A 24878-nucleotide genomic window follows, 5' to 3' on the forward strand; every position below is an offset into this window, starting at 1 on the left:
TGGCACGGGCAATGCAGTGCAGCGCAACCCGGCGCGGTCCCACAGTGTGGGGCAGGCGCAGATGCTATTGTGGCGGCTTCGGCCCCTGCGCTCTGAAAGGCCCCGCTTCTTGACCTCCCTTGCCGCGGCAATCGCCCGCTTTGTGCTGCGCCACCTGCTGTCCTTCGCGCTGATCTGCGCGGTGCTGCTGCTGGGCCGCTGGGGCTGGGCCGAGTGGCAGGCGCACCAGGCGTCCCGGGCCGAGCTGGCGCAGCTGGCCGCGGCCGACCAGCGCATCGCGCACGAGGTGGATGCACTGGCCGCCGCCAGCCGCGGCCGCGTGGCCGGCCTTGCGGCTGCGTCGCTCGATGCCCTGGACGCGCGCATCGAGGCGCTGGACCAGGAGACGCGGCGACTGCAGATCGAGCGCCAGCGGGCCAGCGCCCTCGGCCCGGTGCTGCGCGGCCAGCCCATCCTGGACCACCAGCTGGCAGGCATGCGGCTGGACGCCCAGATCCATCTGCTGCAGGCCGAGCGCAAGCACCTGCAGGAGCTGCGGCTGCGCCTGCTGGCCACCCAGTCAGGCCAGGCACGCCGGGCCGAGCTGGAGCGCCTGCGCCTGGTTCACGAGGGCCTGTACACCCAGTGGCAGGCGGCCCGGCGCGAGCGCGAGGCGCTGGAGCAAGGCCACCCCCTGGCCTGCCGGCTGGGCCTGGGCACGGCCGAGTACCGGCAGTGCGCCGAACTGCGCACGCTGCAGGCCCGGCTGCTGGAGGACAACCGGCGCGCCCAGGCAGACTACCAGCGCCAGCTGGCGCTGGTGCAGCAGCAGCAAGCAGTGCCGCTGCCGCCATTGGCGGCGTTTTCACCGGATCTGGCGGAGGTGCAGGCCTTGCTGGCACCGCTGCGCGCGCGGCAGGCCGAGCTGCAGGCGCTGCGCGAGGGCAACTGGTTCGCCCAGCTGTCGGGGCCGGTGCTGGAGGTCATGCCCACGGCCCTGCTGATCCTGCTGGGCGCCATGCTCACGCCGCTTGCCATCAAGCTGCTGTTCTACTTCGTGCTGGCGCCGCTGGCCGCGCGGCGCCCGCCGGTGCAACTGCTGCCGGGCACCCTGGGCGAAGTGGCGCTGGAGTCGGGCCATGCCGCGGTCTCGCGCGAGGTGGTGGTGGATGCCGGGCACGAGCTGCTGGTGCAGCCGGACTTTCTGCAGAGCGCCGCCACCGCGGGGCGCACCGACACCTGCTGGCTGCTGAACCCGCGCTACCCGCTGACCAGCCTGGCATCGGGCATGGTGGCGCTCACCCGCATCCGCAGCGATGGTGCGCCCGCGACCTACGTGATATCGGCCACGCAGGACGCGCACAGCGAAGTCGGCGTGCTGGTGCTGCCGGCCGGCGCGGCCCTGGTGATGCAGCCGCACAACCTGGTGGGCGTGCTGCAGCCGCGCGGCGTGCCGGTGCGCATCAGCTCGCACTGGCGCCTGGGCAGCCTGCATGCCTGGCTCACGCTGCAGCTGCGCTACCTGGCCTTCCACGGGCCGGCGCGGCTCGTCGTGCAGGGCTGCCGGGGCGTGCGCGTGGAGCCGGCCGATGCCGGCCGCGCCATCAGCCAGGCGGCCACCATTGGCTTCAATGCCAACCTGGGCTATTCCACACGCCGGTGCGAGACCTTCATCGCCTACCTGCGCGGCAAGCAGGCCTTGCTCAACGACTCCTTCAGCGGCGAACGGGGCTTCTGCGTGTACGAGGAGCTGCCCCACCCGCGCAAGCACCAGGGCGGCCCGGGGCGGTGGCTGGAAGGGTTGGCGGACTCGGTGCTCAAGGTGTTCGGAGTCTAGCCCCGTTGAACCCAGCCCTGGTCAACCCAGCGGCACGCGCTGTTCGATAAGGGCCTGGGTATCGGTTGTCAGGATGGCCTTGGGAACAACCAGGCACACGGCGTGGTCCAGAAAGAGAAAGACCAGCGTCGCGCTCTCCTCGCGTTTTATGAAGCCGGCCCAATGCCACTGTGTTGTCGCCGCCTTGGAACGTTGCTCGATGCAGTCCTCGCGCACCTCTATGGACTGCGGCGAGAGAAACCAGCCATCATCGGCGATCATGGCCTCGCGCAACCTGCCCGCCCCTGCAATGGCCAATGCCCAGAAAGCTGCAAGGCCCAGCACAGCGCCAGCGCCCGCCACGGCCACGTAAGTGCCTGCGCGGGGCATGGAATCCGCCCAGCGTAGAAGCGTAAAGACCGACAGTGCCAACGCAAACCAGACCACGGCCTTACCGACGATCTGGCTCCAGGTGGCCGAGGATGTGGCTGTCGCTCCGGCCTTGCGGCGCAACTGCGCCTTGGCGTTGGCTGTGATGCGCTTCTGGAGTTCGGCGAAATCGCTGCGGTTCAGGGTGAATGGTTGCATGGGAGAGAGTAGTGTGGGCACATCCCGACTATAGGGGCCCCAGCACGTGTGATCCCACGGCAGGCCAGCGGCACTATGTTCCGAGCCGCTCCCGCGTGCGCCGCGCCACGTCCCTCACCCAGGGCTGCGCCGCCCAGTGCCGCTCTGCAAAGGCGTCGATCTGCTCGCGGTAGGTCAGCGAGGCGCCGATCACGTCCAGCCCGTCGAGGAACATGCGCCGGTGCCGCTCGGAGATGGTGAACGGTGCGCTGTGCCCCGCCGTGCGCACCTGGCGCTGCTCCACGTCGATCTCGATGGCCAGCGGGCCACTGGTGGAACGAGCTTCCTGCATGAAGGCCTGGGCGTCGGCCTCGCTGACCATGGCCAGCAGCAGGCGGTTGTTCATGGCATTGGAGTAGAAGATCTCGCCAAAGCTCGATGCCACCACAGCCCTGAAGCCGTACTGCTGCATGCCCCACACGGCATGCTCGCGGCTGGAGCCGCAGCCGTAGTTGCTGCCGGCCAGCAGCACGTTGGTGCCGGCAAAGGCCGGCTGGTTGAGCATGAAATCCGGCCGCGGCTGGCCCGAACCGTCAAAACGCAGGTCGTACAGCAGGCCGGGTGCCAGGCCCGATTTGTCGATGCCGCGCAGGAACTGCTTGGGCATGATCTGGTCGGTGTCGAGGTTGGCGATATCGAGCAGGGCCGCCTGGCCGCGCACGATGGCATGGGTTGTGGTGGTCATGCGGGCTCCAGCGTCCTGACATCGGTGATGCGGCCGGTGACGGCGGCGGCAGCAGCCATGGCCGGGCTCATCAGGTGGGTGATGGCCCCCCTGCCCTGGCGGCCCTCGAAATTGCGGTTGGTGGTGGAGGCGCAGCGCTGGCCGGGGGCCAGCACGTCGTCGTTCATGGCCAGGCACATAGAGCAGCCGGGCTGGCGCCATTCGAAGCCCGCGGCCACCAGGCGCGCGGCGATGCCCTCGGCCTCGGCCTGGGTCTTCACGGCGCCCGAGCCGGGCACCACCATGGCGCGCACGCCGCTGGCCACGTGGCGGCTGCCGACAATGCGATCCACCTCGCGCAGGTCTTCGATGCGGGCGTTGGTGCATGAGCCGATGAACACATGCTGCACCGGCACACCCGCCAGCGGCTGGCCCGCCGCCAGCGCGGTGTAGCGCAGGGCCTGCTCGGCGCTGCTGCGCTGCACGGCGTCGGCGATGTCCTCGGGCCGGGGCACGGTGGCGTCGATGGCCATGGCCTGGTCAGGGCTGGTGCCCCAGGTGACGAAGGGGGCCACCTCGCTGGCGTCGAACCCATGCTCCACATCGAACACGGCGCCCGCGTCGCTGTGCAGCGTGGCCCAGTGGGCCAGGGCCTGCGTACGGACCTCGCCGGTGATGTCGGGCGCCTTGGCCAGCACATAGTCGATGGCCGTGGCATCGGGCGCGATCAGCGCGCCGCGCGCGCCCGCTTCCACGGCCATGTTGCACAGGGTGAAGCGCGCCTCCACCGACAGGGCTTCAATGGCGCTGCCGCAGAACTCCACCACAAAGCCGCGCGCGCCTTGGGCGCCGATGCGGCTGATGACCAGGAGGATCAGGTCCTTGGCCGTGGTGCCCGTGGGCAGCGTGCCGTCCACGCGGATGCGCATGTCCTTGGCCAGGCGGTAGACCAGGGTCTGGGTGGCCAGCACATGCTCCACCTCGGACGTGCCGATGCCGAAGCCCAGGGCACCCAGCGCCCCGTAGGTGGTGGTGTGGCTGTCGCCGCAGATGATGACCATGCCCGGGCGCACCATGCCGTGCTCGGGCGCGATCACGTGCTCGATGCCCTGCAGCGGGTCGTTGGTGTCGAACAGCGGGATCTGGTGGCGGTCGCAGTTGGCCTTGAGGTTGCTGGCCTGCAGGGCCGAAGGCGGGTCCTGGATGGTGCGCCAGCGCACCGGGTGCGTGGGGATGATGTGGCTCACCACCGCCACGTTCTGCCCCGGCACGGGCACGCCGCGCCCGGCCTCGTGCAGGCCGGCAAAGGCCTGGGGGCTGGTGTATTCGTTCATCAGGTGCAGGTCGCAGAACAGCAGCACGTTCTGTTCGTCCAGAACGGCCACGGTGTGCGAAGCCACCAGCTTCTGGTAGAGCGTCGTGGGGGTGGTCATGGTGATCGTGGGGTTGTATCCGTTGTTCTGTTCATCGGCCGGCCAGCAGGAAGGGCAGCGCCGCGTCGAGCAGCGCCTCGGGCGCCTCCTCGGCGATGTAGTGGCCGCAGGGCAGCGCATGGCCGCGCACGTCGGTGGCCACGCGCTGCCACTCGGCGAGCGGCTGGAAGCACTGGTGCACCACGCCCTGCGCGCCCCACAGGGCCAGGAGCGGCATGGGCAATTGGCGGCCCGCGTCGCGGTCGGCGCGGTCGTGCACCAGGTCGATGCCGGCGGCGGCGCGGTAGTCCTCGCAGATGCCGTGGGCCGTGCCGGGCAAGGCCAGGCAGCGCTCGTACTCGGCCAGGGCGCGCGGGTCGAACGGGGCCAGGCCCGCGCTGCGCCGGCCCATCACGTCGCGCACGTAGGCGGCGGGGTCGGCTTCGATCAGGCGCTCGGGCAGCGGCGCAGGCTGGATCAAAAAGAACCAGTGCCAGTAGGCACGCGCAAAGGCGTTGCTGGTCTGCTCGTACATGGCCAGGGTGGGCGCGATGTCCAGCAGCACCATGCGCTGCACGGCCGCCGGGTGGTCGGCCGCCAGGCGGTGCGCCACGCGCGCGCCGCGGTCGTGGGCCAGCACGGTGAAGCGTGGGTGGCCCAGGTGCTGCATCACGGCCAGCATGTCGGCGGCCATGGTGCGCTTGCTGTAGAGCGCATGCTCGGCATCGCCGGCAGGTTTCGCGGAATCGCCATAGCCCCGCAGGTCCGCCAGCACCAGCGTGAAATGCCGGGCCAGCACGGGCGCCACCTTGTGCCAGATGGCCGAGGTCTGCGGGTGGCCGTGCAGCAGCAGCAAAGGCGGGCCTTCGCCGCCCACCAGCGCATGGATGTGCTGGCCGTCGGGCGTGGGCACGCGGTAGGGAGTGAAGCCGGGGAAAAGCGGGGTCGTCGTGGTCATGGTGTCGTTGGCGTGTTCTATTCGGCCGTGATGCCGCGCTCCTTGATGAGCCTGGCCCACTGCGGCATCTCCTTCTCAAGCCGTGCACGGGCCTGCTCGGGGGTCGATGGGAGGGGATCGAAGCCGTCCTTGGCCATGCGCTCCTTGAGCGCGGGGGTGTTGAGTGCCTGGTTCAGCGCGGTGTTGAGCTTGTCGATGACCGGCTTGGGCGTGCCAGCCGGCGCGAACACGATGAACCAGGTTTCGAACGCGTAGCCGGGCAGGCCCGCCTCGGCAATGGTGGGCACATCGGGCATCAGGGGCGAGCGCCTGGTGCCCGTGACGCCCAGCGCACGCAGCTTGCCGGCCTGCACATGCGGCTGCGCTGCCGACAGCACCGGAAAGCTCAGTGCCACCTGGCCCGACATGGTGTCGATCATGGCCGGGCCGCCGCCGCGGTAGGGGATATGCACGATGGGCGTGCCGGCCACGGCCTTGAACAGCTCGGCCGACATGTGGAAGGTGCTGCCAGCACCGGCCGAGCCGTAGGAGTACTGGCCCGGCTTGGCCTTGAGCAGCGCGATGAGTTCCTTGAGGTTCTTGGCCGGCAGCGCGTTGTTGACCACCAGTACGTGCTGGGAGCTGGCCACCATGCCGATGGGTGCCAGGTCCTTCAGGGTGTCGTAGGGCATCCGGGCCGTGAGGCCGGGGTTGATGGCCAGCGACACGGTCTGCAGGCCGATGGTGTAGCCGTCGGGCTGCGCCTTGGCGACCATGTCCACGCCGATGTTGCCCCCTGCCCCACCCTTGTTCTCGATGAACAGCGAGCCGCCCAGAGCCTTGCCCCATTCATCGGTGATGAGGCGCGCCGCGATGTCGGCGCTGCCGCCCGGCGCATAGGGCACGACGAGCTTGATGGCCTTATTGGGGTAGGCGGCCTGGGCCGTGGCGAGGGATGGCGCCAGCAAGGCCAGTGTGGCGGCTGCCACGGCGGCGGTGGCCAGGCGGCGGCGGGGAAGGGAACGCGTCGTCATGGATATGTCTCCTGCGGTATTTGTTGTGGATGGAATCTTATGGGTGATGTTCAAAGCCATAAATAGCGTTGAAATTACTTCATTCATAATTTCAACGCATGAATAACTCTTCCATGGACGGCTTCTCCGATCTGCGCTTTTTTGCCCTGCTCATGAAGGAAGGCAGCCTGGCCGCGGCCGCGCAGCAGATGGGCATCACCCCGCCTGCGGTCAGCCGGCGCCTGGCCCAGCTGGAGCACCGGCTGGGCGTGCGCCTGCTGCACCGCACCACGCGGCGCATCCACCTCACGCCCGAGGGCGAGACCTACCTGCTGGACGGCGCGCGCATCCTCGGCGACCTGGAAGCGCTGGAGCGCACCGTGGCCGGCGCGCGCAGCTCGCCGCGCGGCCTGATCAAGCTGGCGGCCACGCTGGGCTTCGGCCGGGTGCACATCGCCCCCGCCCTCTCGGCCTTTGCGCGCGCCTACCCCGAGGTGGAGGTACAGCTGCACCTGACCGACCGCCCCGTGAACCTGGTGGAGCAGGGCTTCGACGCCGCCGTGCGCTTTGGCGACCTGCCCGACTCGCGCCTCACCGCCCGGCGGCTGATGGCCAACCGGCGCGTGCTGTGCGCATCGCCCGCCTACCTGGCCGAAGCGGGCGAGCCTGCACAGCCCGCCGACCTGCTGGCGCACCGCTGCATCGTGATCCGCGAGAGCGACGAGACCTATGGCACCTGGCACCTGCACCAGGGCGGCCGGCAGGAGACCGTGAAGGTGCGCGGCATGCTCAGCACCAACGACGGTGCCGCCGCCACCACCTGGGCGCTGGACGGGCATGGGGTGTTGATGCGCTCGCACTGGGATGTGGCGGCGTACCTGGAGTCAGGCCGCCTTCGCCCCGTGCTGCCGGCCTGGGCCCTGCCCGCCGCCGATGTGACGCTGGTCTACCCGACCAAGAGCGATCTGTCGGCCAAGACGCGGGCGTTGGCGGATTTTCTGGGGGAGTGGTTTGGCGGGCGGCGGGTGGCTTGAGCCGTGGATGCAAGAATGCGGGCATGGAGATCCGCCCCATCGCACGATCCGAGCTCCCGCAGCTGCTGTCACTCTATGCCCACCTGCATGCCGATGATGAGCCGCCGCCCGATGGCGAAGCCCTGGCAAACATATGGATCGAACTGCAGGGCAGCAAGCGCTACCGCTACCTGGGCGTCTATGTGGGCGACCAATTGGTCTCCAGCTGCACCATCACCGTGATCCCCAACCTCACGCGCGGTGGCCGCCCTTACGGGTTGATCGAGAACGTGGTGACCCATGCCGACCACCGCGGGCGCGGCCATGCGCGGGCCGTGCTGCAGGATGCACTGGCATTCGCCTGGGCCCAGGGCTGCTACAAGGTGATGCTGATGACCGGGCGCAAGGACGAAGCGACTCTGCGGTTCTATGAATCTGCCGGGTTCGACCGGCAGGGCAAGCAGGCATTCATTGCCCGGCCCTGAGTGCCGCAGGGAGAGGCGCTATGGGGTGCTGCCCGCAAACAATTCCTTGATGAAGCGCTCAAGCTCCTGCGCCTCCAACAGCTCGATCGAAAAGTTGCCGAAGCGTTTGGGCAGCCACAGGATGCGGGTACCACTGGGCGAGCGCAGCCCATCGCGGTCCAGGCGATTGCCGTTCTCGTCCTCGGGCTGCACACCGGCCGCCACCAGTTCGTCATAGGCGGCCTCGATGTCAGGGGTGGAGTAGCAGTGGCGGTAGATCGTGCCCTCGCCCTGGGTGTCCATCAGCTCCTTGAGATTGCCGGCGACGGGCTGCACGAGCATGAAGCGCTCCGACCCAAACATCACCACGGCATAGCGCACATGCAGGCCGCCGCGCTCCCATACCAGGGTCCTGGAGACTCGCGCGCTGAAGACCCGCGCGTAGTAGGAACAGGCCTCTTCCAGGTTGCCCACCAGAACATCGACGTGGCTGAATTTCAGGTCCATGGCTTGCCATCACTCCCCATTGTTTGTCGAGGATGCAGAGCTTCGCACAGGTCGGGTCCTTCAGTTTTCTCAAGCCCTGCCGATAACCACCGGAACCGCATCAACAGACCAAGAACCAGAAATGAGCGCAGTCACCAGCCTCTCTTCGCCCCCGGCCGCCGCCCTCGGTACCCTGAACGCGACGATCAAGGCCTCCACGGCGCCGACCACCTCGCCCGCCCCGGCCGCCAGCGCAGCGACCATCACGGCGACGACAACGTTCACCGCCTCGGCGCCCGTGGCCATTCCCCCTGCGGCATCGGGCGACAGCCGCTTCCTGTACGTCACCCAGGCGCCCTCGGGCCTGGGTTCGGTCGACCTCACCTACGAGGCGCTGGCCCAGGTTCAGTCCGTGTCCGGTCGCATGCAGGTGTGGGAGCAGCCGCCCGGCGCCAAGACCGCCGTGGACCAGGTGCTGGGCCGCAACGCAGGTGCCACCAGCGAGCAGGCCCGCCTTGCCGGGCTGGGCTCGGCCCTGCTGGAGCAGGTGGCCAGCACCGGCACCGGCTACAAGCAGACGGTGGTGAACATCGGCGCGGCCTACTCGCCCGACCGCATCCAGGGCAAGGCGACCGAAGCGCTCTGGGCCATCAAATTCCAGCCCAGCGCGCGCACGGAGCTGAGCATCAAGACCCAGTCGGGCGCCACGGTGCGCCTGTCCATCGAGGACCAGAGGCTGCCCAGCGCCACGGGCTCGGGCATCGCCGTGCAAATCGAGGTCGAGGGTGACCTGACGCCCCAGGAGAAGGAAGCCCTGCAGTCTCTGGCAAAAGGCTTCGACGAGGCCCTGGAGGGGCTGACGCGCGATCCACCGCTGCTCAACCTCGAAGGCCTGATGAAGGCCGACAGCAAGCTGCTGACCAAGGTGGAGCTCAAGGCCGAAGTCTATGGACTGAACGACAAGGGCGAGCGCGCCATGGTGCTGGGCACGCGCTTCACGGTCAATGCCGACAGTCGCGAGATCGAGCTCAAGACCCTGAAGGGCACGGCGACCGTGAAGACCGACCTGCGCCAGAGCGCCATCTGGGGCAGCGCCGAGCAGAAGGCCCGGGCCGTGCAGCAGTACCTCAGCCGCGTGGACAAGGCGGCCGAGCGCGGCAACGGCAACCAGGAGCTGGTGGATTTGTTCAAGTCGTCCTTTGCGGCCCTGCATGGCGGCTATGGCGCCACCGACAAGGCCGCCAGCGGCCTGGACCGGGTGCGGCCCGCCGACATCACCAGCGATGCCGACGCCTTCAGCGAAGAGGACCACAGCCTGCTCACGGGCCTGGCGGACTTCAACGCGTCCATCGTGACCAACCGCCGCGCCGTCAACCCACGCCGTACCAATGAGATCGACATCTTCGACTACCGTGTCGGCCAGTCGACCCAGATCTCGGGCGGCTCGGCCGCCAGCCGCGCCATCACGCAGACGCAGACCTCCGACCTGATCGCCGGCTACCACCGTTCGCTGCGCACCAAGCGCGAGCCCGACCTCAGCTCCGATTCGTCCACCCAGAACTACTACTACACCCAGGTCGAGGACCACAGCAGCACCCGCATGGAACTGGCCTACGACAAGGACAAGCCCGTGCGCGCCCTGATCAGCCAGACCGCTTCGCAGTCGCTGCGCACCATCATGGTGGAGTTCAACAAGGTGGTGGACACGGTGGAGGAGCCCCTGCAGCAGCAGTCCAGGCAGACCGACCTCCTGCCGCTGCTCCAGCAGATGCTGCGGCGCGAGGAGGCCAAGGAGCTGTCGTCCGAGGAGAAGCAGCGGACGCTGCGGGAGTGGAATGGGATGGTGCTTGGGGAGTTGGGATCCGTGTAGCGACTGGCTGCGGAAACTCACGCATCGCGTACGGTGGTGTACGCTGCGGATGTTTGCCACAGGATTGCACGCCATGAACTCTGAAAAAGCGCGCGAGCTTCAATGGGAGTGGTATCGCCAATTGGCCTCGCTGGATCGCAAAGTGCTTGCGGCGCAGGCCACCGAAACCAACCTTGCAGCCATACAGGCGTTTGTGGCAGCCCAGTTGCCCGACTACCCTCTGCCCCCTGGGCTCGCTGGCATGGAGTTCGCAGATGCGGTTCTGCGCTTGCGGCAAAACGATCGCGCATGGAACCGCTCGCTCATGGAGGCCTTGATACGCGCAGATGATCTGGTTAAAGAACAGAATCTGCCCCAGGCCGTTGCCACTCTACGGTCCTTTTCATCCATCTGCCCCTGGCGGCTGTATGCGGAAGTGGCACTGAACCAAGTGGACAGCTATGCCAACGGTGAGCCAGCACAGTGACTACTGCGACGTATACCTGGCTCGACAGACCTGAGCACATTCACCCTACCGCCAGCTCGTACCGCGCCAGCGACCAGTTCCCTTTGGAGACCTCGCTGTGCAGCGCGAACCCGAAGCCTTCGTACAGCGATCGCAGCCCCTGGCGGTCCGCAACGCAATCCAGGCGCAGCCAGGACCGCTGCAGGGCCTGTGTGCGCTCGCGCGCAAAGCGCAGCAAGGCGGTTGACACGCCCTGCCCCGCCCAGGCACGGCGCACTGCCAGCTTGTGCAGGTAGACGGAACTGCCCAGGGCGATCTCGGGCCAGTAGTGCGGGTCTTCCAGGTCCAGGCGCATGACACCGGCGACCGCACCAGTCCCAGGCAGGGCCACCCAGTAGGCACCGGCCCGGACCTCGCGCCCTATGCGTTCGGGGTCCAGGTCTGCGGCGGACCACAGGGGCCGGCCATCGGCCTGCAGTCACTGTGCGGCTTAGGGCCTGTCAACACTGTTTTCGGGGATCGCGTTGCCTGGCCTGGGGGCTGGATGCAAGGCGCCCGTGCGCAGCAAGGTGTGCACCTTGCAAGCGCGGGCAACGCCGCAGACGGCCCCCAGGCCGGGCAACCCGAAGGGAAGGCCCTTGCCGGCGCGCCACTCGTCGTTGCGTTCCTTGCGTGTGCAAGGGCACACGCGGCGTCGCGCGCCTAGATCGGCACACCGGCAAGGGCCTTCGCGACCCCGAAAACAGTGTTGACAGGCCCTAGTACAGAATGGAGACGACTGCGTCCAGATCTGGCGGGGTGGCTTGGGCGATGTTCATGGGGCACAGGCAAGGACGGAAAGGGGCGCATCTTAGCCAGACGCTGCGCCCTGCCCTCCAGGTTCTTGCGTTGCCACGCTATGTGCCCGGGGCCTGCTGCTGTTGCTCGAGCAATTTCGCCACGACGCGCCGCGCCCGGTTGCCACCCACGTCCACATGGATGTCGGTCCAGGTGGCGCGCTCGCCGAACTGCTGCATGTTGCGGTATTGCGCTTCGATCACCACGCGGTCTTCGTCGAAGGTGAAGGCGGTCTGCTGGATCACGGCCTCGATGTTGTCGGGCATGTCGGGGTGCCTGGTGCTCGACATGCTCCAGAAGTAGTGGCAGGTGTCATCGGTCTCGGGGGTGATGCCATGGAAGCCGCGCATGTGGAAGCCCCCCCGCTCCGGGTCGTCGATGGCATCGGTGCCGGGCTCCACCGCGCCGGTCCAGATGCGCAGGTGGCTCACGTCGAACTCGATCTCCTGCCAGCGGTCGCAGGTATCGCCGAAAGGCCAGGCGGCCTTGTAGGTGGGGGGCGGCGTGGATCCGGGCATGAGGCGCACGACCTTGACCCGTTCGCCCTCGGAGGTGACCTTCATCTCGGCATTCATGTGCAGGCGCGCATTGCCGCCGATGGTCTGCAGGTGCACATAGCCCAGGTGGCTCAGGTCCAGCAGGTTGTCGTGGATGAGCTGCCAGGGGGCGTTGTAGTGGTAGTTGCCGCTGCCGAACTTGTAGCGCGGGTCGTCGTGGTAGGGGTAGTCCGGCGGGGCCTTGGTGGGCACGGTGCCTTCGGCCACGGGCATCCAGATCCAGACGATCTGGTGCTTCTCGAGCACGTGGTAGGCCCGGACCCTGGCCTTGGACGGGATGCGCTCCTGGCCCGGTATCTCGATGCACTGGCCGCTGGGCGCATACAGCATGCCGTGGTAGCCGCAGCGCACGCCGCCCCCCTCCACCGTGCCGCAGGACAGCGGCAGCGAACGGTGGCAGCAGCGGTCTTCCAGCGCGGCCACCTGCCCGGCCCCGGTGCGGAACAGCACCACCTTCTGGCCCAGGAAGGTGCGCGCAATGGGCTTGTCCACCAGCTCGGAGGAGAAGCCGGCCACGTACCACTGGTCCAGCGGAAAACGCGCGGGATCGGGCGCCGCGGTGCCCGCCGATGGCTTGGACTTGATCTTGCTCAAGGGAATGCAGGTGGCAGTGGTCATGGGGTGTCTCCTCTTGTCTTCGGGGATGGTGGTCAGGCGCTGCTCAGAGATCCAGCACCAGCAGCGGTGAGAGCGCTCGGGAGCAGCAGGGGGTGAACTGGTCGTTGGCGGCCCTTTCCGCTTCTGTCAGGAAGGTGTCGCGGTGGTCCACCACACCTTCGAGCACCCGGGTCAGGCAGGTGCCGCAGACGCCGGACTCGCAGGAGTACGGCACATCGATGCCGCCGGCCACGAGCACTTCGAGCACGCTCTTGTCCGCAGGCACCTGAAGCGTCTGCCCGGAGCGGGCCAGGCGCACGCCGAAGCCGCCATCACAGGCCTGCGCCGTAGTGGTGCCGGCAAAGAATTCGCGATGCAACTGCACCTCGGGCCAGCCGTGGCGGCGCGCGGTGTCGAGCACATGGTTCATGAAGCCGGCCGGGCCGCACACATACAGGTGCGTGCCGGCCTCGGGGTGGGCGAGCAGCCGGTCCGCATCGAAGCGCCGGGCCTCGGGCCCGTCGTCGGCATGCACCTGTATCTGGGGGCCGAACGGGGCCCGGGCCATTTCATCCACAAAGGCCATGCGTGCCGCCGCCCGGCCACAGTAGTGCAAGGCAAAGTCCGCGCCCGTTGCATGGAGCGCCTGCGCCATGGCCCAGATGGGGGTGATGCCGATGCCGCCGGCCAGCAGCAGGCTGCGGCGCGCACCGGGCGCCAGCCCGAAGTGGTTGCGCGGCGCGCTGATGGTGAGCGCCTGGCCCGCCTGCACCTGCTCGTGCATGCCCAGGGAACCACCGCGCGAGGCCGGCTCGCGCAGCACGGCAATGCGGTAGTGGTCACCCTCCCCCGGGTGGTTGCACAGGGAGTACTGGCGCACCAGGCCCGGGGCGACATGCACGTCGATGTGGGCACCGGCCGTGAAGGCCGGCAGGGCCAGCCCCTCGGGGTGTACCAGCTCGAAGCTGCAGATGCCCTCGGCTTCGGTGCGCCGGCTGCGCACGGTGACTTGCATGGCTTTCATGGCGGGAATGGGTCTCAGGGTGGTGTCAGTCGCTGGCCTTGCGCTTGCCAGCAGCCTGGGGGAAATGCTTTTCCGCGTAATCCTGCGTGGCGGCATCCACCGCGGGCAGGTTCTCGTGCAGGCGGCGCAGCATGCTCAGCAGCAGGTCCACTTCACCCTGGTCCAGCACGGACAGGAAGGCGCGCTCGCGCTCCAGCGCCATGCCCATGATCTGGCCGTGCAGCGCGCGGCCTTCGGGTGTGAGCACGGCGATGCGCAGACGGCCATCGGTCTTGTCCAGCTCGGTGGTGATCAGCCCGCGCTCCTGCATGCCCTTGAAACAGCGGCTCACCGAGCCCTTGTCCATGCCGATCACCTTGGACACCTGCTGGGCCGAGATGGAACCCTCGATGGCCAGCAGCACCAGGCAGCGCCAGGTCTCGATGCCCACGTCGAAAATTTCCAGGTAGTGCTGCGAGGCCCCGCGCGAGAGCTTGTTGGCGATCCAGGTCAGGTAGGCCGGTACGTAGCGCTCCAGGTCCACCACGCTCTGCGCGTCGGGGAGCTGCACGTCGGAAGGCTTGCTGGCTTTCTTTTTGGTCATAGTCGATTCAATACGGAGTAAGAGGGTTGTCAGTGGACGGCCATGCCCACCCAACGCTCTAGCGTAGCTTCGTCTTGCAGCAGTTCGGCGGCGCCGGCTTCATGCACCACCGTGCCATGGTCCAGCACCACGGCGCGCTGGGCGTAGCGCAGGGCTTCGTCCACCTGCTGCTCCACGATGATGGTGGCGATGCCCGTCTGCTGCGCCATGTGGGCGAACGCGCGCAGCAGTTCCTGGCGGATCAGCGGGGCCAGGCCCTCCAGCGGTTCGTCGAGCAGCAGCAGCGTGGGCCGGCCCAGCAGCGCGCGCGCCACCGACAGCATCTGCTGCTCGCCGCCCGATAACTGGGTACCGCCATTGCGCCGGCGCTCGGCCAGGCGGGGGAACAGGGCGTAGGCCTCGTCGAGCGCGCTGCGGGGGCGGCGCTTGAGGCCGGCCAGCAGGTTCTCCTCCACCGTCAGCGAGGGGAAGATGTCGCGCGTCTGCGGAACATAGCCCAGGCCCAGTTCGGCGCGCTGGTGCGGCTGCAGGGCGGCGATGTCCTGCCCCCCGAAATGCAGGCCGCCGCTGCGCAAGGGCACCAGGCCCATCACGGCGCGCAGTGCTGTGGTCTTGCCCACGCCGTTGCGGCCGAGCATGGCCAGGCGCTCGCCAGCATGGACATCGAAGGACAGGCCATCCAGCACGGTGGTGGGGCCATAGCCGGCCACCACGTTCTGCAGGCGAAGTACAGGGGATGCGTTCATGGTGCTCAATTTCCCAGGTAGGCGGCGCGCACGCGCGGGTCGCGGCGGATCTCGTCAGGTGTGCCGTCGGCCAGCACGGCGCCTTCGGCCAGCACCAGGATGCGCGTGGCGAAGCGGAACACCAGGTCCATGTCGTGCTCGATGATGAGCACGGCCAGGTCGGCGGGCAGCGCATCCAGCGCGGCCAGCAGGCGGGCGCCATCGCCCTTGGGCACACCGGCCATGGGCTCATCGAGCAGCAACACCCGGGGCCGCAGGGCCAGGGCCAGCGCCATCTCGACCAGGCGCTGTTCGCCATAGGCCAGGTCTTGCGTGGCTGTGGCGGCATGGGCGCGCAGGCCGAAGCGGGCCAGGATGTCCTGGGCCTCGGCCTGCAGCGCGGGGTAGGCATCCATGCTGCGCCACAGGCGCCCGGTGAGGCCCTCGCGCTCGAACAGCGCCAGTTCCACCTGGCGCTGCACCGGAAAGTGCGGCGCCAGCGTGGTGATCTGGAAGGTGCGGGCCAGCCCGGCGCGCACGCGCTGGGCCTGGCTGGTGCGGGTGACGTCGGCACCGCGCAGCCAGATCTGGCCAGCACTGGGTTCCAGCACGCCGCTGACCTGGTTGACCAGCGTGGTCTTGCCCGCACCGTTGGGGCCTATCAGCGCCAGCCGGTCGCCCGCCCGCAGGTGGAAGGACACATTGCGCGTGACATGCAGCCCGCCAAAGCGCTTGTCCAGCGCTTTCACGTCGAGCAGGGTATCGGGGGTAGTCGTGCTGCTCATCGCGAACCTCCAGCACGCCGGCGCAGCCAGGCCCAGGCCTTCGCGGGCGGCACCAGCACCACCAGCATCAGCAGGCCGCCGACCACGAAGAGCCAGTGGTAGGGGTTGATGGACGCCGCCGTGTGGTGCAGCAGCGTGAACACGGTGGCCCCCACCAGCGCACCGGTGAGCTGCCCTGCCCCGCCCAGGATGAGCATGACCAGCGCCTCGGCCGAGAGCGCGAACGACAGGCTGTCGGTGCCGACGACGGCATTGACCTGCGCCGACAGGGCCCCCGCCGCACCGGCCAGCGCACCGGCCACCGTGTACAGCAGCCACAGGCGGCGGAACACGGGCGTGCCCAGGGCGGCCATGCGGGCCCGGTTCTCGTGGATGCCGCGCACGGCCAGGCCGAAGGGGGACTGCACCAGGCGCTGCGCACCATAGAGCAGGAGCACCAGCACCACCAGCGCGTACACGGCGGCCACCTTGCCCTCCAGGTCGAAGGCGAAGCGGCCCAGGAGCGGCGCCATGGCGTAGCCCGACAGGCCATCGTCCCCGCCCGTCCAGTCGCGCGCCTTCTGCACCAGGTTGAGCACGATCTGCGAGACCGCCACCGTCAGCATGAGGAAGGTGAAGCCCTCGTAGCGCAGCAGGAAGGCACCGGACAGCAGCGCCAGCAGCCCCCCCGCCGCCATGCCCACGGCCAGGCCCAGGAGCGGGTCGGCATGCACATGCAGCGCGAAGATGCCGGCCGCATAGGCCCCCAGGCCGAACAGCGCCGCATGGCCCAGTGTGGCCAGCCCCGCCACGCCGACCACCAGGCCGAGCGAGAGCACGAACAGGCCGGTGATGAAGATGCGCGTGATGAGCCCCAGTTGGTCGGGCAACACGGCGCAGGCCGCCAGGCCCGCAACCAGCAGCAGCAAAGGAGCGCGCCAGGGCGGCGCACAGCGCGGTGCCGCCTGGGCAGGCTGCGCGGGCGCAGCCACGGCAGCGGCGACTTGCACAGGAGTCATGGTGGTGTTCATCGCTTCAGGAGACCATTGGGGCGCCAGGCCAGCAGCACGGCCATGGCGACAAAGAAGAACAGGCTGCCCCACTCGGACGCCAGGTAGCGGCTGGCCGTCTCGATGGTGCCCAGCAGCACGGCGGCGGCGAGCGAGCCCGCGATGCTGCCCATGCCGCCCACGGCCACCACCACGAGCACGAGCACCAGGTACTTGAGGGCGTAGTACGGCTCCAGCGGCATGAGTTCGGCCCCCAGGATGCCGCCGAAGCCGGCCAGCGCGGCCCCCGCGGCAAAACTGGCGCACTGCACGGTGCGGATCGGGATGCCCAGGGTGGATGCGGTGCCGCTGTGGTCCACCGCCGCGCGCAGCCACACGCCGAAGCGGGTGCGCGTCACCGTCCACGCGGCAGCGGCCGCCACGGCCAGCCCGGCGCCGATGACCAGCAGGCGCTGCGCCGGCAGCGTGCGAAAGCCCAGGTCCACCGAGCCGGCCAGCACCGGGGGCAGCACGATCAGTTGCACCTGGGGGCCGGCGATGGCGTTGGTGGCGGCAATCAGCACGAAGCTCAGGCCGATGGTGAAGAGCACCTGGTCCAGCTCCTTGCGGCGGTACAGATGGCGCAGCACCAGCGATTCGAGCACGGCACCCAGCAGCGCGGTGGCGCCGATCGCCAGGGGCACGGCCAGCCAGAAGCTCCACTGCGCCTCGCGGGTGAGCCAGGCCGCGCAATACCCACCCACCATGGCAAAGGCGCCATGGCTGAGGTTGACGAAGCGCATCAGCCCGAGCGTGACCGACAGGCCCACGGCAATGACGAACAGCACCATGCCGTAGGCCAGCCCGTCGATGAGGATGTTGAAAAAGGTGTTCACGATGGCAGCGACTTCAGTGCAGACCTGGGGGTGCGTGGCTTACTTGTCGAGCCCGTAGTCGCCGTGCGGGCCGAAGTTCTGCACCTCTTTGTTGACCAATTGACCACCCACGCGCTCCACCTTGCGCAGGTAGACGTTCTGTGTGATGTGCCGGGTCTTGGCATCGATTCGAACCGGGCCGCGCGGGCTCTCCCACTGCAGGCTGCGGGCGGTGGCCAGGGCCTTGGCGCCGTCCTTCTTGCCGCCGGTGGCCTCGATCATCTTGTGGATCACGTACATGCCGTCCCACGCGCCCACCGAGGCGTAGTTGGCGACCGCAGCGGGGTCGCGCTTCTTGAGGGCGTCGACGAACCTCTTGTTTTCGGGCGACTCATGCGCGCCCGAGTAGTGGAAGGCCGTGGTCAGGCCCAGGGCCGAGTCGCCGAACTTCTGCAGGTCGAATTCGTCGGTTTCTGCCGTGCCCAGGAACTGTACGCCGGCCTTGGCCAGGCCGTTCTCGTTGTACGCCTTGACGAAGCCCAGGTTGGGTGGGCCGCCGGGCAGGAAGGTGTACACCGCCTGCGCGCCGCTGGCCTTGATGCGCTGCACGAAGGGGCCGAAGTCGGTGGTGGCGATGGGCATGCGGATGCTCTCCACCACCGTGCCGCCCTGCCTGGCGAACTCGGCCTTGAAGGCCGTCTCGGCGTCGATGCCGGGGCCGTAGTCGGTCACGGCAGTCACCACCTTCTTCATGTCCTGTTTGGCGGCCCACTGGGCGATGGGCACCGTGACCTGCCACAGCGTGTAGCTGGTGCGGATGAAGTACTCGGACTTCTCGGTGATGGCCGAGGTGGCGGCGTTGAATATGACCGTGGGCGTCTGGGACTGCTGGATCAGCGGCGCCACGGCCAGTGCATTGGGCGTGAAGACGAAGCCGCCCAGGTAGTCCACCTTGTCCTTGACGATGAGCTCCTGCACCAGGGTCTTGGTCTGGCCCGGGTTGGGGCCGCCCGTATCGCGGTAGATGAACTCGATGTCCTTGCCCGCCAGCTTGCCACCCTGGGTGGCCACATAGGCCTCGGCCGCCGCCTTGAACAGCGCGCCGTAGTGCGCGAACGGCCCCGAGAACGGCCCCACCACCCCCACCTTGACGGCAGTGCTTTGCGCCTGGGCCTGCACGGGGGCAAGGGCCAGACCGGGTGCGGCAAGAAGCGCGCAGGCAAGGGTGCGACGGGTCGGGTTCATGGGGAGTCTCCTGGGTTGACGCTTGCGTGAAGAAGCTTTCGCAAGTCGCGTTGATATGTGTCAAATTATGGTTGGCTTACCAACCAGTTGCAATACCAACTTGTTAAGGGTTTACCCCCGATGGCCCGCCCGGGACAACCTTGGCCTGCGCAGATCGCGCCCGCGGGTCGGGAGCGCCCTCGGCGCGCCGCGCTGTCAAAGTCCCCTGCTACGATGCGCGCGCAAGCGGAAAAGCCGACCCCAAGTTGCCCCGCGCCCACTCCAGACCGTTCCGTGAAACCTTCAGCCTGCAGCCCCACCACCACTGCCGAACGTCCCGCCGAGGTTCCTTTCATCCAGGCCTTCTGGTTCTGGCTCAAGCTCGGCTGCATCAGCTTTGGCGGGCCGGCCGGGCAGATTGCGATCATGCACACCGAGCTGGTGGAGCGGCGCCGCTGGATCAGCGAGAAGCGCTTTCTGCACGCGCTCAACTTCTGCATGGTGCTGCCCGGCCCCGAGGCGCAGCAGCTGGCCACCTACATCGGCTGGCTGATGCACCGCACGCGCGGCGCAGTTGTGGCGGGCGCGCTGTTCGTGATGCCTTCCCTGCTGCTGCTGGTGCTGCTGTCGTGGGTGTACATCGCCTGGGGGCACCTGCCGGTGGTGGAGGGCGTCTTCTACGGCATCAAGCCGGCGGTGACGGCGCTGGTGCTGCATGCGGCGCACCGCATTGGCACGCGCGCGCTCAAGAACCGCTGGCTGTGGGGCATTGCAGCGGCGGCCTTCGTGGCGATCATGGCGTTCAGCGTGCCCTTTCCGGCCATCGTGCTCGCGGCCGCGCTGGCCGGGCATGTGGCCGGGCAGCGCTGGCCGCAGCTGTTCGCGGCCGGTGGGCATGGCAGTGCCCAGCGCAGCTATGGCCCGGCGCTGATCGACGATGACACGCCCACGCCGGCCCATGCGGTGTTCAGCCGTGCGCGGCTAGCGCAGGTGCTGGCCGTGGGCGGCGGCCTGTGGCTGGCGGCCATGGGGGTGCTGGTGGCGCTGCACGGCTGGCAGGGCACGCTGGCGCAGATGGGCTGGTTCTTCACCAAGGCGGCGCTGCTGACCTTTGGCGGGGCCTATGCGGTGCTGCCCTATGTGTTCCAGGGTGCGGTGGAGCACTACCAATGGCTCAGCGCGCAGCAGATGATCGACGGCCTGGCGCTGGGCGAAACCACACCGGGCCCGCTGATCATGGTGGTGGCTTTCGTGGGTTTTCTCGGCGGCTGGCTGCACGAGGTGCTGGGGCCGGGCACAGCGTTCTGGTCGGGGGCGCTGGCGGCGTCGGTGGTGACCTTCTTCACCTTCTTGCCCTCGTTCGTGTTCATCCTGGCCGGCGGGCCGCTGATCGAGACCACGCACAACCAGCTGCGCTTCACCGCGCCGCTCACGGCCATCACCGCGGCCGTGGTGGGGGTGATCCTGAACCTTGCGCTGTTCTTTGCCTGGCATGTGTGGTGGCCCAAGGGCTTTGCGGGCGGGGTGGACCTGGCGTCCGTCGCCATCACGCTGCTGGCGGCCGTGGCGCTGTTCCGCTTCAAGCTCGGGGTGCTGCCGCTGCTGGGCGGCTGCGCATTGGCAGGCCTTGCGCTTCGGCTAGTCTTTCAATAGCTCCTGCACCAGCGTGCGCACGATGGGCATGGCCGGCGCCTCGCTGCGGCCGGCCAGGGTGACCAGGCCGAACAGCGCGGTGGTGATCTCGCCGGGCACCATGGGCAGCTCCACCAGGTCGGGCGCGGCGGCGCGCACGGCCAGCAAGATGGCGTCGCTCTTGCGCACCACCTCGACCAGGCTCGGGATCTCCTCGCAGCGCAGGGTCACGCAGGCGGCGGGGTGCGCCTCAGGCCCATAGGTCTCCATGAGCCGGCGCGCCACCTCGTCGCTGAGCGGGGTGGAGGCAATCGGGTAGTCCTTGAGCATCTCGAAGCGCACACCGCCGCGCTTGCGCAGCAGCGGGTGGCCGCGCCGCACCATGAAGGAGCCACGGATCTCGCAGACCAGCTCGGTGCGCAGGTCGGTGGCAGGCTGCAGCGAGCGCGCGTCGATGACCAGCGCATCGAGCTGGCGGTCGCGCAGCGCCTGCACCAGCCGGTCGGTGCTGCCGCGCGAGATCTCCAGCGTGAGCTGCGGGTGGCGCGTGGCCACCTGCATGAGCAGCGGCGTCATCAGCAGGGCCCCAGGCCCCGAGCCCAGGCCGATGCGGATGGCGCCGCCCTCGCCCTCGCGCATGCGCTGGCCCAGGGCATGCAGCTCGGCGGCGTCGTCCACCAGGCGCTGGGCGCGCTGCAGCACCTGGCGGCCAAAGGGCGTGAGCTCGCTGCGCCGGCCGATGCGGTCGAACAGGGGCAGGCCCAGCTCGTCCTCGATGGAACGGATGCTGCGGCTGAGCGCCGGCTGGGTGAGGTGCATGGCCTCGGCCGACTTGCTGAACGAGCCGGTCTGCGCCAGCGAAATGAAGTGCCGAAGCTGCACCAAAGTCATGCCGATTGCCCCCTTCTGGTGCAAGAAAATTGAATAACTTCAACTCATGCTAACCCACTTTGCAATGCATTGGACGCGCAGAAACGCCGATCCTAAGATGGCCCGGCTGACCTGCAAAACGTGCCCCGAAAGAGCTGCGTGGCAGGCCAGAGGGTGTCGAAAAAACGCATGCCATGGCTGCCATGGCCGCCTACCAATTTGTCCGCAAGGGATCGAAATGAAGCACACAACGATTGCGATGAAACGCCTGCTCGCCACACTGGCTGGGCTCACGGGCCTGGTACTGGGCGCGGGCCCCCTGGCCGCGTGGGCCCAGGCCCCCAACGCCTACCCCGCCAAGCCGGTGAGCCTGATGGTGCCCTACCCGGCCGGCGGCCCGTCGGATGCGATGGCGCGCATCCTCAACACGCCCATGGCCCGCGAGCTGGGCCAGCAGGTGATCGTGGAGAACCTGGGCGGTGCGGCCGGTGCCATGGCCGCGCAGAAGGTGCTGGCCGCGCCGGCCGACGGGTACTACATCTTCCAGGGCTCTCCCAACGAGGCCATCCTGGCGCCGCTGGCCAATGCCGCGGTGAAGCTGCGCACGGAGGACTTCCGCCTGGTGCACCCGGTGTCCGACGCGGCCATGGTCTTCGTGACGCGCAAGGACCTGGGCGTGAACAGCGTGGACGAACTCATCGCGCTGGCACGCACGCCGGGCAAGGACCCGCTGTCCTATGGCAGCGTGGGCATCGGCTCGCTGTACCACCTGATCCTGGAGAAGGTGCAGCAGACCACGCACACCACCATGCAGCACATCCCCTACAAGGGCAATGCACCGCTGCTGCAGGACCTGGGCGGCGGGCAGCTCGATTTCGCGGTGCTGGTCTACAGCTCTGCCATGGGCGCCATGGCCGACCAGGGGCGGCTGAAGATCATCGGCCAGCTGGGCGCGCAGCGTTCGGAGATGCTCAAGAACATTCCCACGGTGAGCGAAGGCAAGACCCTGCCCAACTTCTCGTACAAGATCTGGACTGGCTTCATGGTGCCCAAAAAGACGCCCGAGCCCGTGGTGCAGCGGCTGCACCAGGCGATTGGCCGCGCACTCAAGGACCCGACGGTGCACACCCAGCTCGCAGCGCAGTCCATGGTGGCATCGCCGGCGATGACGCTGGCCGAGTCCACCGCCTTCTTCGAGAGCGAGACCGCGCGCTACCGCGAGATCGCGCGTTCCATCAACCTGCAGCCGCAATGATGACGACGATGGTCCACAGCACCCTGTTCGACACACTGGAAGAGCGCGCCAGCGAGTTCATCGCCCTGCGCCGCGACATCCACCGCCATCCCGAACTGGCCTTTGAGGAGCAGCGCACGGCCGAACTGGTGGCCGAGCGGCTGGAGCGCTGGGGCTACCAGGTGGAGCGCGGCATCGGCGGCACGGGCGTGGTGGGCCGCATGGTGCGCGGCCACGGCCCGCGCCTGGGCCTGCGCGCCGACATGGACGCCCTGCCCATCACCGAGGCCACGGGCGTGGACTGGAGCAGCGCCCACCCGGGCGTGATGCATGCCTGCGGGCACGATGGCCACACCGCCATGCTGATGGCGGCGGCCTGGTACCTGGCCGAGCATGGCCGGTTCAGCGGCACGCTGAACCTGATCTTCCAGCCCGCCGAGGAAGGCGGCGGCGGCGCGCTGCGCATGATGGCCGACGGCCTGTTCACGCGCTACCCCTGCGATGCCGTGTTCGCCATGCACAACATGCCCGGCGTGGAACAGGGCCACCTGCTGCTGCGCGAGGGGCCGGCCATGGCCTCGAGCGACTATGCCACCATCACGCTCGAGGGCGTGGGTGGCCACGGGGCCATGCCGCACGTGGCCATCGACCCCGTGGTGGCCGCGGCCAGCCTGGTGATGGCGCTGCAGACCATCGTCTCGCGCAACGTGGACCCACAGCAGATGGCCGTGGTCACCGTGGGCGCACTGCACGCCGGCCAGGCCAACAACGTGATCCCCGCCTGCGCGGTACTGGAAATCAGTGTGCGCGCCATGGACAGCGGCGTGCGCCGGTTGCTGGAGCAGCGCATCCGCGCACTGGTGGAGGCCACCGCCACGGGCCATGGCGTGCGCGCCCAGCTCGACTGGCGGCCCGGCTATGCCGTGCTCGTCAACACCCCGGCCGAGACCGCACTGGCGCGCCGGGTGGCGCTGGACCTGGTGGGACCCGAGCGCGTAACCCTGCAGGCCGCGGCCCTGCCCGCCAGCGAGGACTTCGCCTTCATGCTGGAGCAGGTGCCGGGCTCCTACCTGCAGATCGGCAACGGCAATGCACCGGGCGGTTGCATGGTGCACCACCCGGGCTACGATTTCCACGATGGCAACATCGTGGTGGGCGGCGCCTACTGGGTGCGGCTGGCCGAGACCTTTCTCAAGCCCCAGTGACGGCCCCGAGCATGCCCGTGCGCGGGTGGCAGTTGAAGTACTCGAAATACTGCTCCTCAGCCCGGGCCACCGTGACCTCGTGGTAGAGCTTGAGTTGTGCCGCCGGGCCCATGGCGCCCAGGTACTTCATGGCCGCGCCGAAGATGGCCACATGCGTGGGGTGCGACTCGGCCCAGCGCTCCAGTGCGGCCAGGCTGCGCCACCAGCCCATGCCGAAGCTCTTGTCCAGCGCCTGGCCTGCCGGATCGACCACGGTCATGTAGCGGTTGGCATAGCAGTCCACCGAGCGGCCCTGGTCCTGCAGGAAGTCCATGCCGGTGCGCAGCACGGGCTCGACCTCCTCGGTGTACATGCGGCGCTCATCTCCTTCTGTACCGGTCCAGTCCTGGCCGGAGCGGATGAGGCACAGGTTCTCGTGCGGCAGCACGCGCTGGTGCAGGCCTTCGGTGACGACCTGCGGCGCGCCCTCGGGCGCCATGCCGTCGGTCTGCGACAGGGCCAGCCGGTCGCGCATGCCGCCCCAGTAGGCATGCTCCTGAATGGGTTCGCCCAGGCCGCTGGACACGCCGGCCACGCCCTCTATCCCATCGCTGGAAAACAGCGTCTCAAAGCGGTCGGCCGCAGGCTGCAGCACCTCGGTGAACAGGCCCAACCCGGGGTCGTTGAACGCGCCGGATGCCCAGCGCGCGCCATGCTCGGCAAACCAGGCGGCGTAGGCGGCCGGGTCGTCCCAATAGCCGATGGTGATCGTATTGAGGTAGCCCGCCTGGTCCACGCATTGCGCGCGGTCCCAGTGGCCCGGGCCGTTGGTGCCGGCAAAGGCTTCTGCGATGCAATGCAGCGCCCGCGCGGCCAGGGCGGGAGTGGGCGCATCCGCCCGGTGCTGGAGGCCGAAGTAGGCCATAACCACGCGCGTGACTTCGGGGCGGTAGCGTGCCACCGTCGCCGGGTACGGTGGCACATAGTCGTCGGGCACCCGGCGGTGGCGAAGGCGCGGGCACTGCAGGTGCGGGGGGATGGCGGATTCCATGGCGCG

Annotated in this window: 25 protein-coding genes; 8 read left to right on the top strand and 17 right to left on the bottom strand. The window is 68.6% G+C overall.

Going from position 1 to position 24878, the window contains the following annotated elements; all coding sequences use genetic code 11:
* Positions 1 to 109: 109 nt before the first annotated feature.
* Entirely contained in the window at positions 110 to 1816 is a 1707-nt protein-coding gene (locus AC07X5_RS23595; RefSeq protein ID WP_494772086.1) for a hypothetical protein, read from the top strand.
* Positions 1817 to 1837: 21 nt separating this feature from the next.
* Here the strand turns inward: AC07X5_RS23595 and AC07X5_RS23600 are convergent, their stop codons facing one another.
* From AC07X5_RS23600 to AC07X5_RS23620, 5 genes are all read right to left on the bottom strand, one after another.
* On the bottom strand, positions 1838 to 2383 hold the full coding sequence (locus AC07X5_RS23600; RefSeq protein WP_494772087.1) for a YcxB family protein: 546 nt from the start codon (positions 2381 to 2383) through the stop codon (positions 1838 to 1840).
* A 73-nt stretch (positions 2384 to 2456) separates the two neighbouring features.
* Entirely contained in the window at positions 2457 to 3107 is a 651-nt protein-coding gene (gene leuD, locus AC07X5_RS23605; RefSeq protein ID WP_494772088.1) for a 3-isopropylmalate dehydratase small subunit, read from the bottom strand.
* Complete coding sequence (gene leuC, locus AC07X5_RS23610) at positions 3104 to 4519, bottom strand: 3-isopropylmalate dehydratase large subunit (protein WP_494772089.1); 1416 nt, start codon at positions 4517 to 4519, stop codon at positions 3104 to 3106. The genes leuD and leuC overlap by 4 nt, the downstream gene beginning before the upstream one ends.
* Positions 4520 to 4550: 31 nt before the next feature.
* Positions 4551 to 5456 (bottom strand): alpha/beta fold hydrolase, encoded by a 906-nt coding sequence (locus tag AC07X5_RS23615; protein ID WP_494772090.1) that lies wholly within the window; start codon positions 5454 to 5456, stop codon positions 4551 to 4553.
* 17 nt (positions 5457 to 5473) lie between these two features.
* Complete coding sequence (locus AC07X5_RS23620; RefSeq protein WP_494772091.1) at positions 5474 to 6469, bottom strand: tripartite tricarboxylate transporter substrate binding protein; 996 nt, start codon at positions 6467 to 6469, stop codon at positions 5474 to 5476.
* A 113-nt stretch (positions 6470 to 6582) separates the two neighbouring features.
* On the opposite strand from AC07X5_RS23620, the gene AC07X5_RS23625 reads away from it, so the two are divergent.
* Together AC07X5_RS23625 and AC07X5_RS23630 are read left to right on the top strand one after the other, a co-directional pair.
* Positions 6583 to 7482: a LysR family transcriptional regulator gene (locus AC07X5_RS23625; RefSeq protein ID WP_494772153.1), complete on the top strand. Its 900-nt coding sequence runs from the start codon at positions 6583 to 6585 to the stop codon at positions 7480 to 7482.
* A gap of 23 nt (positions 7483 to 7505) precedes the next feature.
* A complete protein-coding gene (locus tag AC07X5_RS23630) occupies positions 7506 to 7946 on the top strand; it encodes a GNAT family N-acetyltransferase (RefSeq protein WP_494772092.1) in 441 nt (146 codons plus the stop codon).
* Positions 7947 to 7964: 18 nt separating this feature from the next.
* Here the strand turns inward: AC07X5_RS23630 and AC07X5_RS23635 are convergent, their stop codons facing one another.
* Positions 7965 to 8432 (bottom strand): VOC family protein, encoded by a 468-nt coding sequence (locus AC07X5_RS23635; protein ID WP_494772093.1) that lies wholly within the window; start codon positions 8430 to 8432, stop codon positions 7965 to 7967.
* Positions 8433 to 8553: 121 nt separating this feature from the next.
* Here AC07X5_RS23635 and AC07X5_RS23640 point away from each other — a divergent pair, with 121 nt between their 5' ends.
* Positions 8554 to 10281, top strand: a complete 1728-nt coding sequence (locus tag AC07X5_RS23640; RefSeq protein ID WP_494772094.1) for a hypothetical protein — start codon at positions 8554 to 8556, stop codon at positions 10279 to 10281.
* A gap of 73 nt (positions 10282 to 10354) precedes the next feature.
* Entirely contained in the window at positions 10355 to 10747 is a 393-nt protein-coding gene (locus AC07X5_RS23645; protein ID WP_494772095.1) for a hypothetical protein, read from the top strand.
* Between the two features lie 40 nt (positions 10748 to 10787).
* Here the strand turns inward: AC07X5_RS23645 and AC07X5_RS23650 are convergent, their stop codons facing one another.
* The 9 genes from AC07X5_RS23650 to AC07X5_RS23690 form a co-directional block, all read right to left on the bottom strand.
* Entirely contained in the window at positions 10788 to 11204 is a 417-nt protein-coding gene (locus AC07X5_RS23650; protein WP_494772154.1) for a GNAT family N-acetyltransferase, read from the bottom strand.
* 418 nt (positions 11205 to 11622) lie between these two features.
* Positions 11623 to 12738, bottom strand: a complete 1116-nt coding sequence (locus AC07X5_RS23655; RefSeq protein ID WP_494772096.1) for a Rieske 2Fe-2S domain-containing protein — start codon at positions 12736 to 12738, stop codon at positions 11623 to 11625.
* Positions 12739 to 12781: 43 nt separating this feature from the next.
* Positions 12782 to 13741: a PDR/VanB family oxidoreductase gene (locus AC07X5_RS23660; RefSeq protein WP_494772097.1), complete on the bottom strand. Its 960-nt coding sequence runs from the start codon at positions 13739 to 13741 to the stop codon at positions 12782 to 12784.
* A gap of 25 nt (positions 13742 to 13766) precedes the next feature.
* Positions 13767 to 14324 carry a MarR family winged helix-turn-helix transcriptional regulator gene (locus tag AC07X5_RS23665; RefSeq protein ID WP_494772098.1) on the bottom strand — a complete coding sequence of 186 codons (558 nt, stop codon included), beginning with the start codon at positions 14322 to 14324 and terminating at the stop codon, positions 13767 to 13769.
* Between the two features lie 29 nt (positions 14325 to 14353).
* A complete protein-coding gene (locus AC07X5_RS23670; protein WP_494772099.1) occupies positions 14354 to 15070 on the bottom strand; it encodes an ABC transporter ATP-binding protein in 717 nt (238 codons plus the stop codon).
* Positions 15071 to 15075: 5 nt separating this feature from the next.
* A complete protein-coding gene (locus AC07X5_RS23675) occupies positions 15076 to 15834 on the bottom strand; it encodes an ABC transporter ATP-binding protein (protein ID WP_494772100.1) in 759 nt (252 codons plus the stop codon).
* A complete protein-coding gene (locus AC07X5_RS23680) occupies positions 15831 to 16832 on the bottom strand; it encodes a branched-chain amino acid ABC transporter permease (protein WP_494772101.1) in 1002 nt (333 codons plus the stop codon). Before AC07X5_RS23680 ends, AC07X5_RS23675 begins: the two co-directional genes overlap by 4 nt.
* A gap of 8 nt (positions 16833 to 16840) precedes the next feature.
* Positions 16841 to 17698 carry a branched-chain amino acid ABC transporter permease gene (locus AC07X5_RS23685; RefSeq protein WP_494772102.1) on the bottom strand — a complete coding sequence of 286 codons (858 nt, stop codon included), beginning with the start codon at positions 17696 to 17698 and terminating at the stop codon, positions 16841 to 16843.
* 39 nt (positions 17699 to 17737) lie between these two features.
* A complete protein-coding gene (locus tag AC07X5_RS23690; protein ID WP_494772103.1) occupies positions 17738 to 18922 on the bottom strand; it encodes an ABC transporter substrate-binding protein in 1185 nt (394 codons plus the stop codon).
* Between the two features lie 213 nt (positions 18923 to 19135).
* Between AC07X5_RS23690 and chrA the strand changes: the two genes are divergently transcribed.
* Positions 19136 to 20554, top strand: coding sequence for a chromate efflux transporter (gene chrA, locus AC07X5_RS23695; RefSeq protein ID WP_494772104.1), 1419 nt, complete (start codon positions 19136 to 19138; stop codon positions 20552 to 20554).
* On the opposite strand, the gene AC07X5_RS23700 is transcribed toward chrA, so the two are convergent.
* The gene (locus tag AC07X5_RS23700; RefSeq protein WP_007851339.1) at positions 20540 to 21424 is read right to left on the bottom strand and encodes a LysR family transcriptional regulator; all 885 of its coding nucleotides are present in this window, start codon (positions 21422 to 21424) and stop codon (positions 20540 to 20542) included. The two genes, chrA and AC07X5_RS23700, sit on opposite strands and share 15 nt — an antisense overlap.
* Positions 21425 to 21662: 238 nt before the next feature.
* On the opposite strand from AC07X5_RS23700, the gene AC07X5_RS23705 reads away from it, so the two are divergent.
* A complete protein-coding gene (locus AC07X5_RS23705) occupies positions 21663 to 22658 on the top strand; it encodes a tripartite tricarboxylate transporter substrate binding protein (RefSeq protein ID WP_494772105.1) in 996 nt (331 codons plus the stop codon).
* Positions 22655 to 23842 carry a M20 aminoacylase family protein gene (locus AC07X5_RS23710; RefSeq protein WP_494772106.1) on the top strand — a complete coding sequence of 396 codons (1188 nt, stop codon included), beginning with the start codon at positions 22655 to 22657 and terminating at the stop codon, positions 23840 to 23842. Before AC07X5_RS23705 ends, AC07X5_RS23710 begins: the two co-directional genes overlap by 4 nt.
* Here the strand turns inward: AC07X5_RS23710 and AC07X5_RS23715 are convergent.
* Positions 23829 to 24872 (bottom strand): phenylacetaldoxime dehydratase family protein, encoded by a 1044-nt coding sequence (locus AC07X5_RS23715; protein ID WP_494772107.1) that lies wholly within the window; start codon positions 24870 to 24872, stop codon positions 23829 to 23831. The two genes, AC07X5_RS23710 and AC07X5_RS23715, sit on opposite strands and share 14 nt — an antisense overlap.
* Positions 24873 to 24878: the final 6 nt, after the last annotated feature.

Source organism: Acidovorax sp. GW458-11-26-14-TSB4 (genome assembly GCF_059423865.1).

Excerpts from the sequence above, each read along its gene's own strand:
- AC07X5_RS23635 (WP_494772093.1), bottom strand. The coding sequence starts at position 8,432 with ATGGACCTGAAATTCAGCCACGTCGATGTTCTGGTGGGCAACCTGGAA.
- AC07X5_RS23625 (WP_494772153.1), top strand. The coding sequence starts at position 6,583 with ATGGACGGCTTCTCCGATCTGCGCTTTTTTGCCCTGCTCATGAAGGAA.
- AC07X5_RS23700 (WP_007851339.1), bottom strand. The coding sequence starts at position 21,424 with ATGACTTTGGTGCAGCTTCGGCACTTCATTTCGCTGGCGCAGACCGGC.
- AC07X5_RS23645 (WP_494772095.1), top strand. The coding sequence starts at position 10,355 with ATGAACTCTGAAAAAGCGCGCGAGCTTCAATGGGAGTGGTATCGCCAA.
- AC07X5_RS23640 (WP_494772094.1), top strand. The coding sequence starts at position 8,554 with ATGAGCGCAGTCACCAGCCTCTCTTCGCCCCCGGCCGCCGCCCTCGGT.
- leuD (WP_494772088.1), bottom strand. The coding sequence starts at position 3,107 with ATGACCACCACAACCCATGCCATCGTGCGCGGCCAGGCGGCCCTGCTC.
- AC07X5_RS23630 (WP_494772092.1), top strand. The coding sequence starts at position 7,506 with ATGGAGATCCGCCCCATCGCACGATCCGAGCTCCCGCAGCTGCTGTCA.
- AC07X5_RS23655 (WP_494772096.1), bottom strand. The coding sequence starts at position 12,738 with ATGACCACTGCCACCTGCATTCCCTTGAGCAAGATCAAGTCCAAGCCA.
- AC07X5_RS23615 (WP_494772090.1), bottom strand. The coding sequence starts at position 5,456 with ATGACCACGACGACCCCGCTTTTCCCCGGCTTCACTCCCTACCGCGTG.
- AC07X5_RS23690 (WP_494772103.1), bottom strand. The coding sequence starts at position 18,922 with ATGAACCCGACCCGTCGCACCCTTGCCTGCGCGCTTCTTGCCGCACCC.
- AC07X5_RS23675 (WP_494772100.1), bottom strand. The coding sequence starts at position 15,834 with ATGAGCAGCACGACTACCCCCGATACCCTGCTCGACGTGAAAGCGCTG.
- AC07X5_RS23600 (WP_494772087.1), bottom strand. The coding sequence starts at position 2,383 with ATGCAACCATTCACCCTGAACCGCAGCGATTTCGCCGAACTCCAGAAG.
- AC07X5_RS23705 (WP_494772105.1), top strand. The coding sequence starts at position 21,663 with ATGAAACGCCTGCTCGCCACACTGGCTGGGCTCACGGGCCTGGTACTG.
- chrA (WP_494772104.1), top strand. The coding sequence starts at position 19,136 with ATGCGCGCGCAAGCGGAAAAGCCGACCCCAAGTTGCCCCGCGCCCACT.
- AC07X5_RS23660 (WP_494772097.1), bottom strand. The coding sequence starts at position 13,741 with ATGAAAGCCATGCAAGTCACCGTGCGCAGCCGGCGCACCGAAGCCGAG.
- AC07X5_RS23620 (WP_494772091.1), bottom strand. The coding sequence starts at position 6,469 with ATGACGACGCGTTCCCTTCCCCGCCGCCGCCTGGCCACCGCCGCCGTG.
- AC07X5_RS23710 (WP_494772106.1), top strand. The coding sequence starts at position 22,655 with ATGATGACGACGATGGTCCACAGCACCCTGTTCGACACACTGGAAGAG.
- AC07X5_RS23715 (WP_494772107.1), bottom strand. The coding sequence starts at position 24,872 with ATGGAATCCGCCATCCCCCCGCACCTGCAGTGCCCGCGCCTTCGCCAC.
- AC07X5_RS23665 (WP_494772098.1), bottom strand. The coding sequence starts at position 14,324 with ATGACCAAAAAGAAAGCCAGCAAGCCTTCCGACGTGCAGCTCCCCGAC.
- leuC (WP_494772089.1), bottom strand. The coding sequence starts at position 4,519 with ATGACCACCCCCACGACGCTCTACCAGAAGCTGGTGGCTTCGCACACC.
- AC07X5_RS23680 (WP_494772101.1), bottom strand. The coding sequence starts at position 16,832 with ATGACTCCTGTGCAAGTCGCCGCTGCCGTGGCTGCGCCCGCGCAGCCT.
- AC07X5_RS23670 (WP_494772099.1), bottom strand. The coding sequence starts at position 15,070 with ATGAACGCATCCCCTGTACTTCGCCTGCAGAACGTGGTGGCCGGCTAT.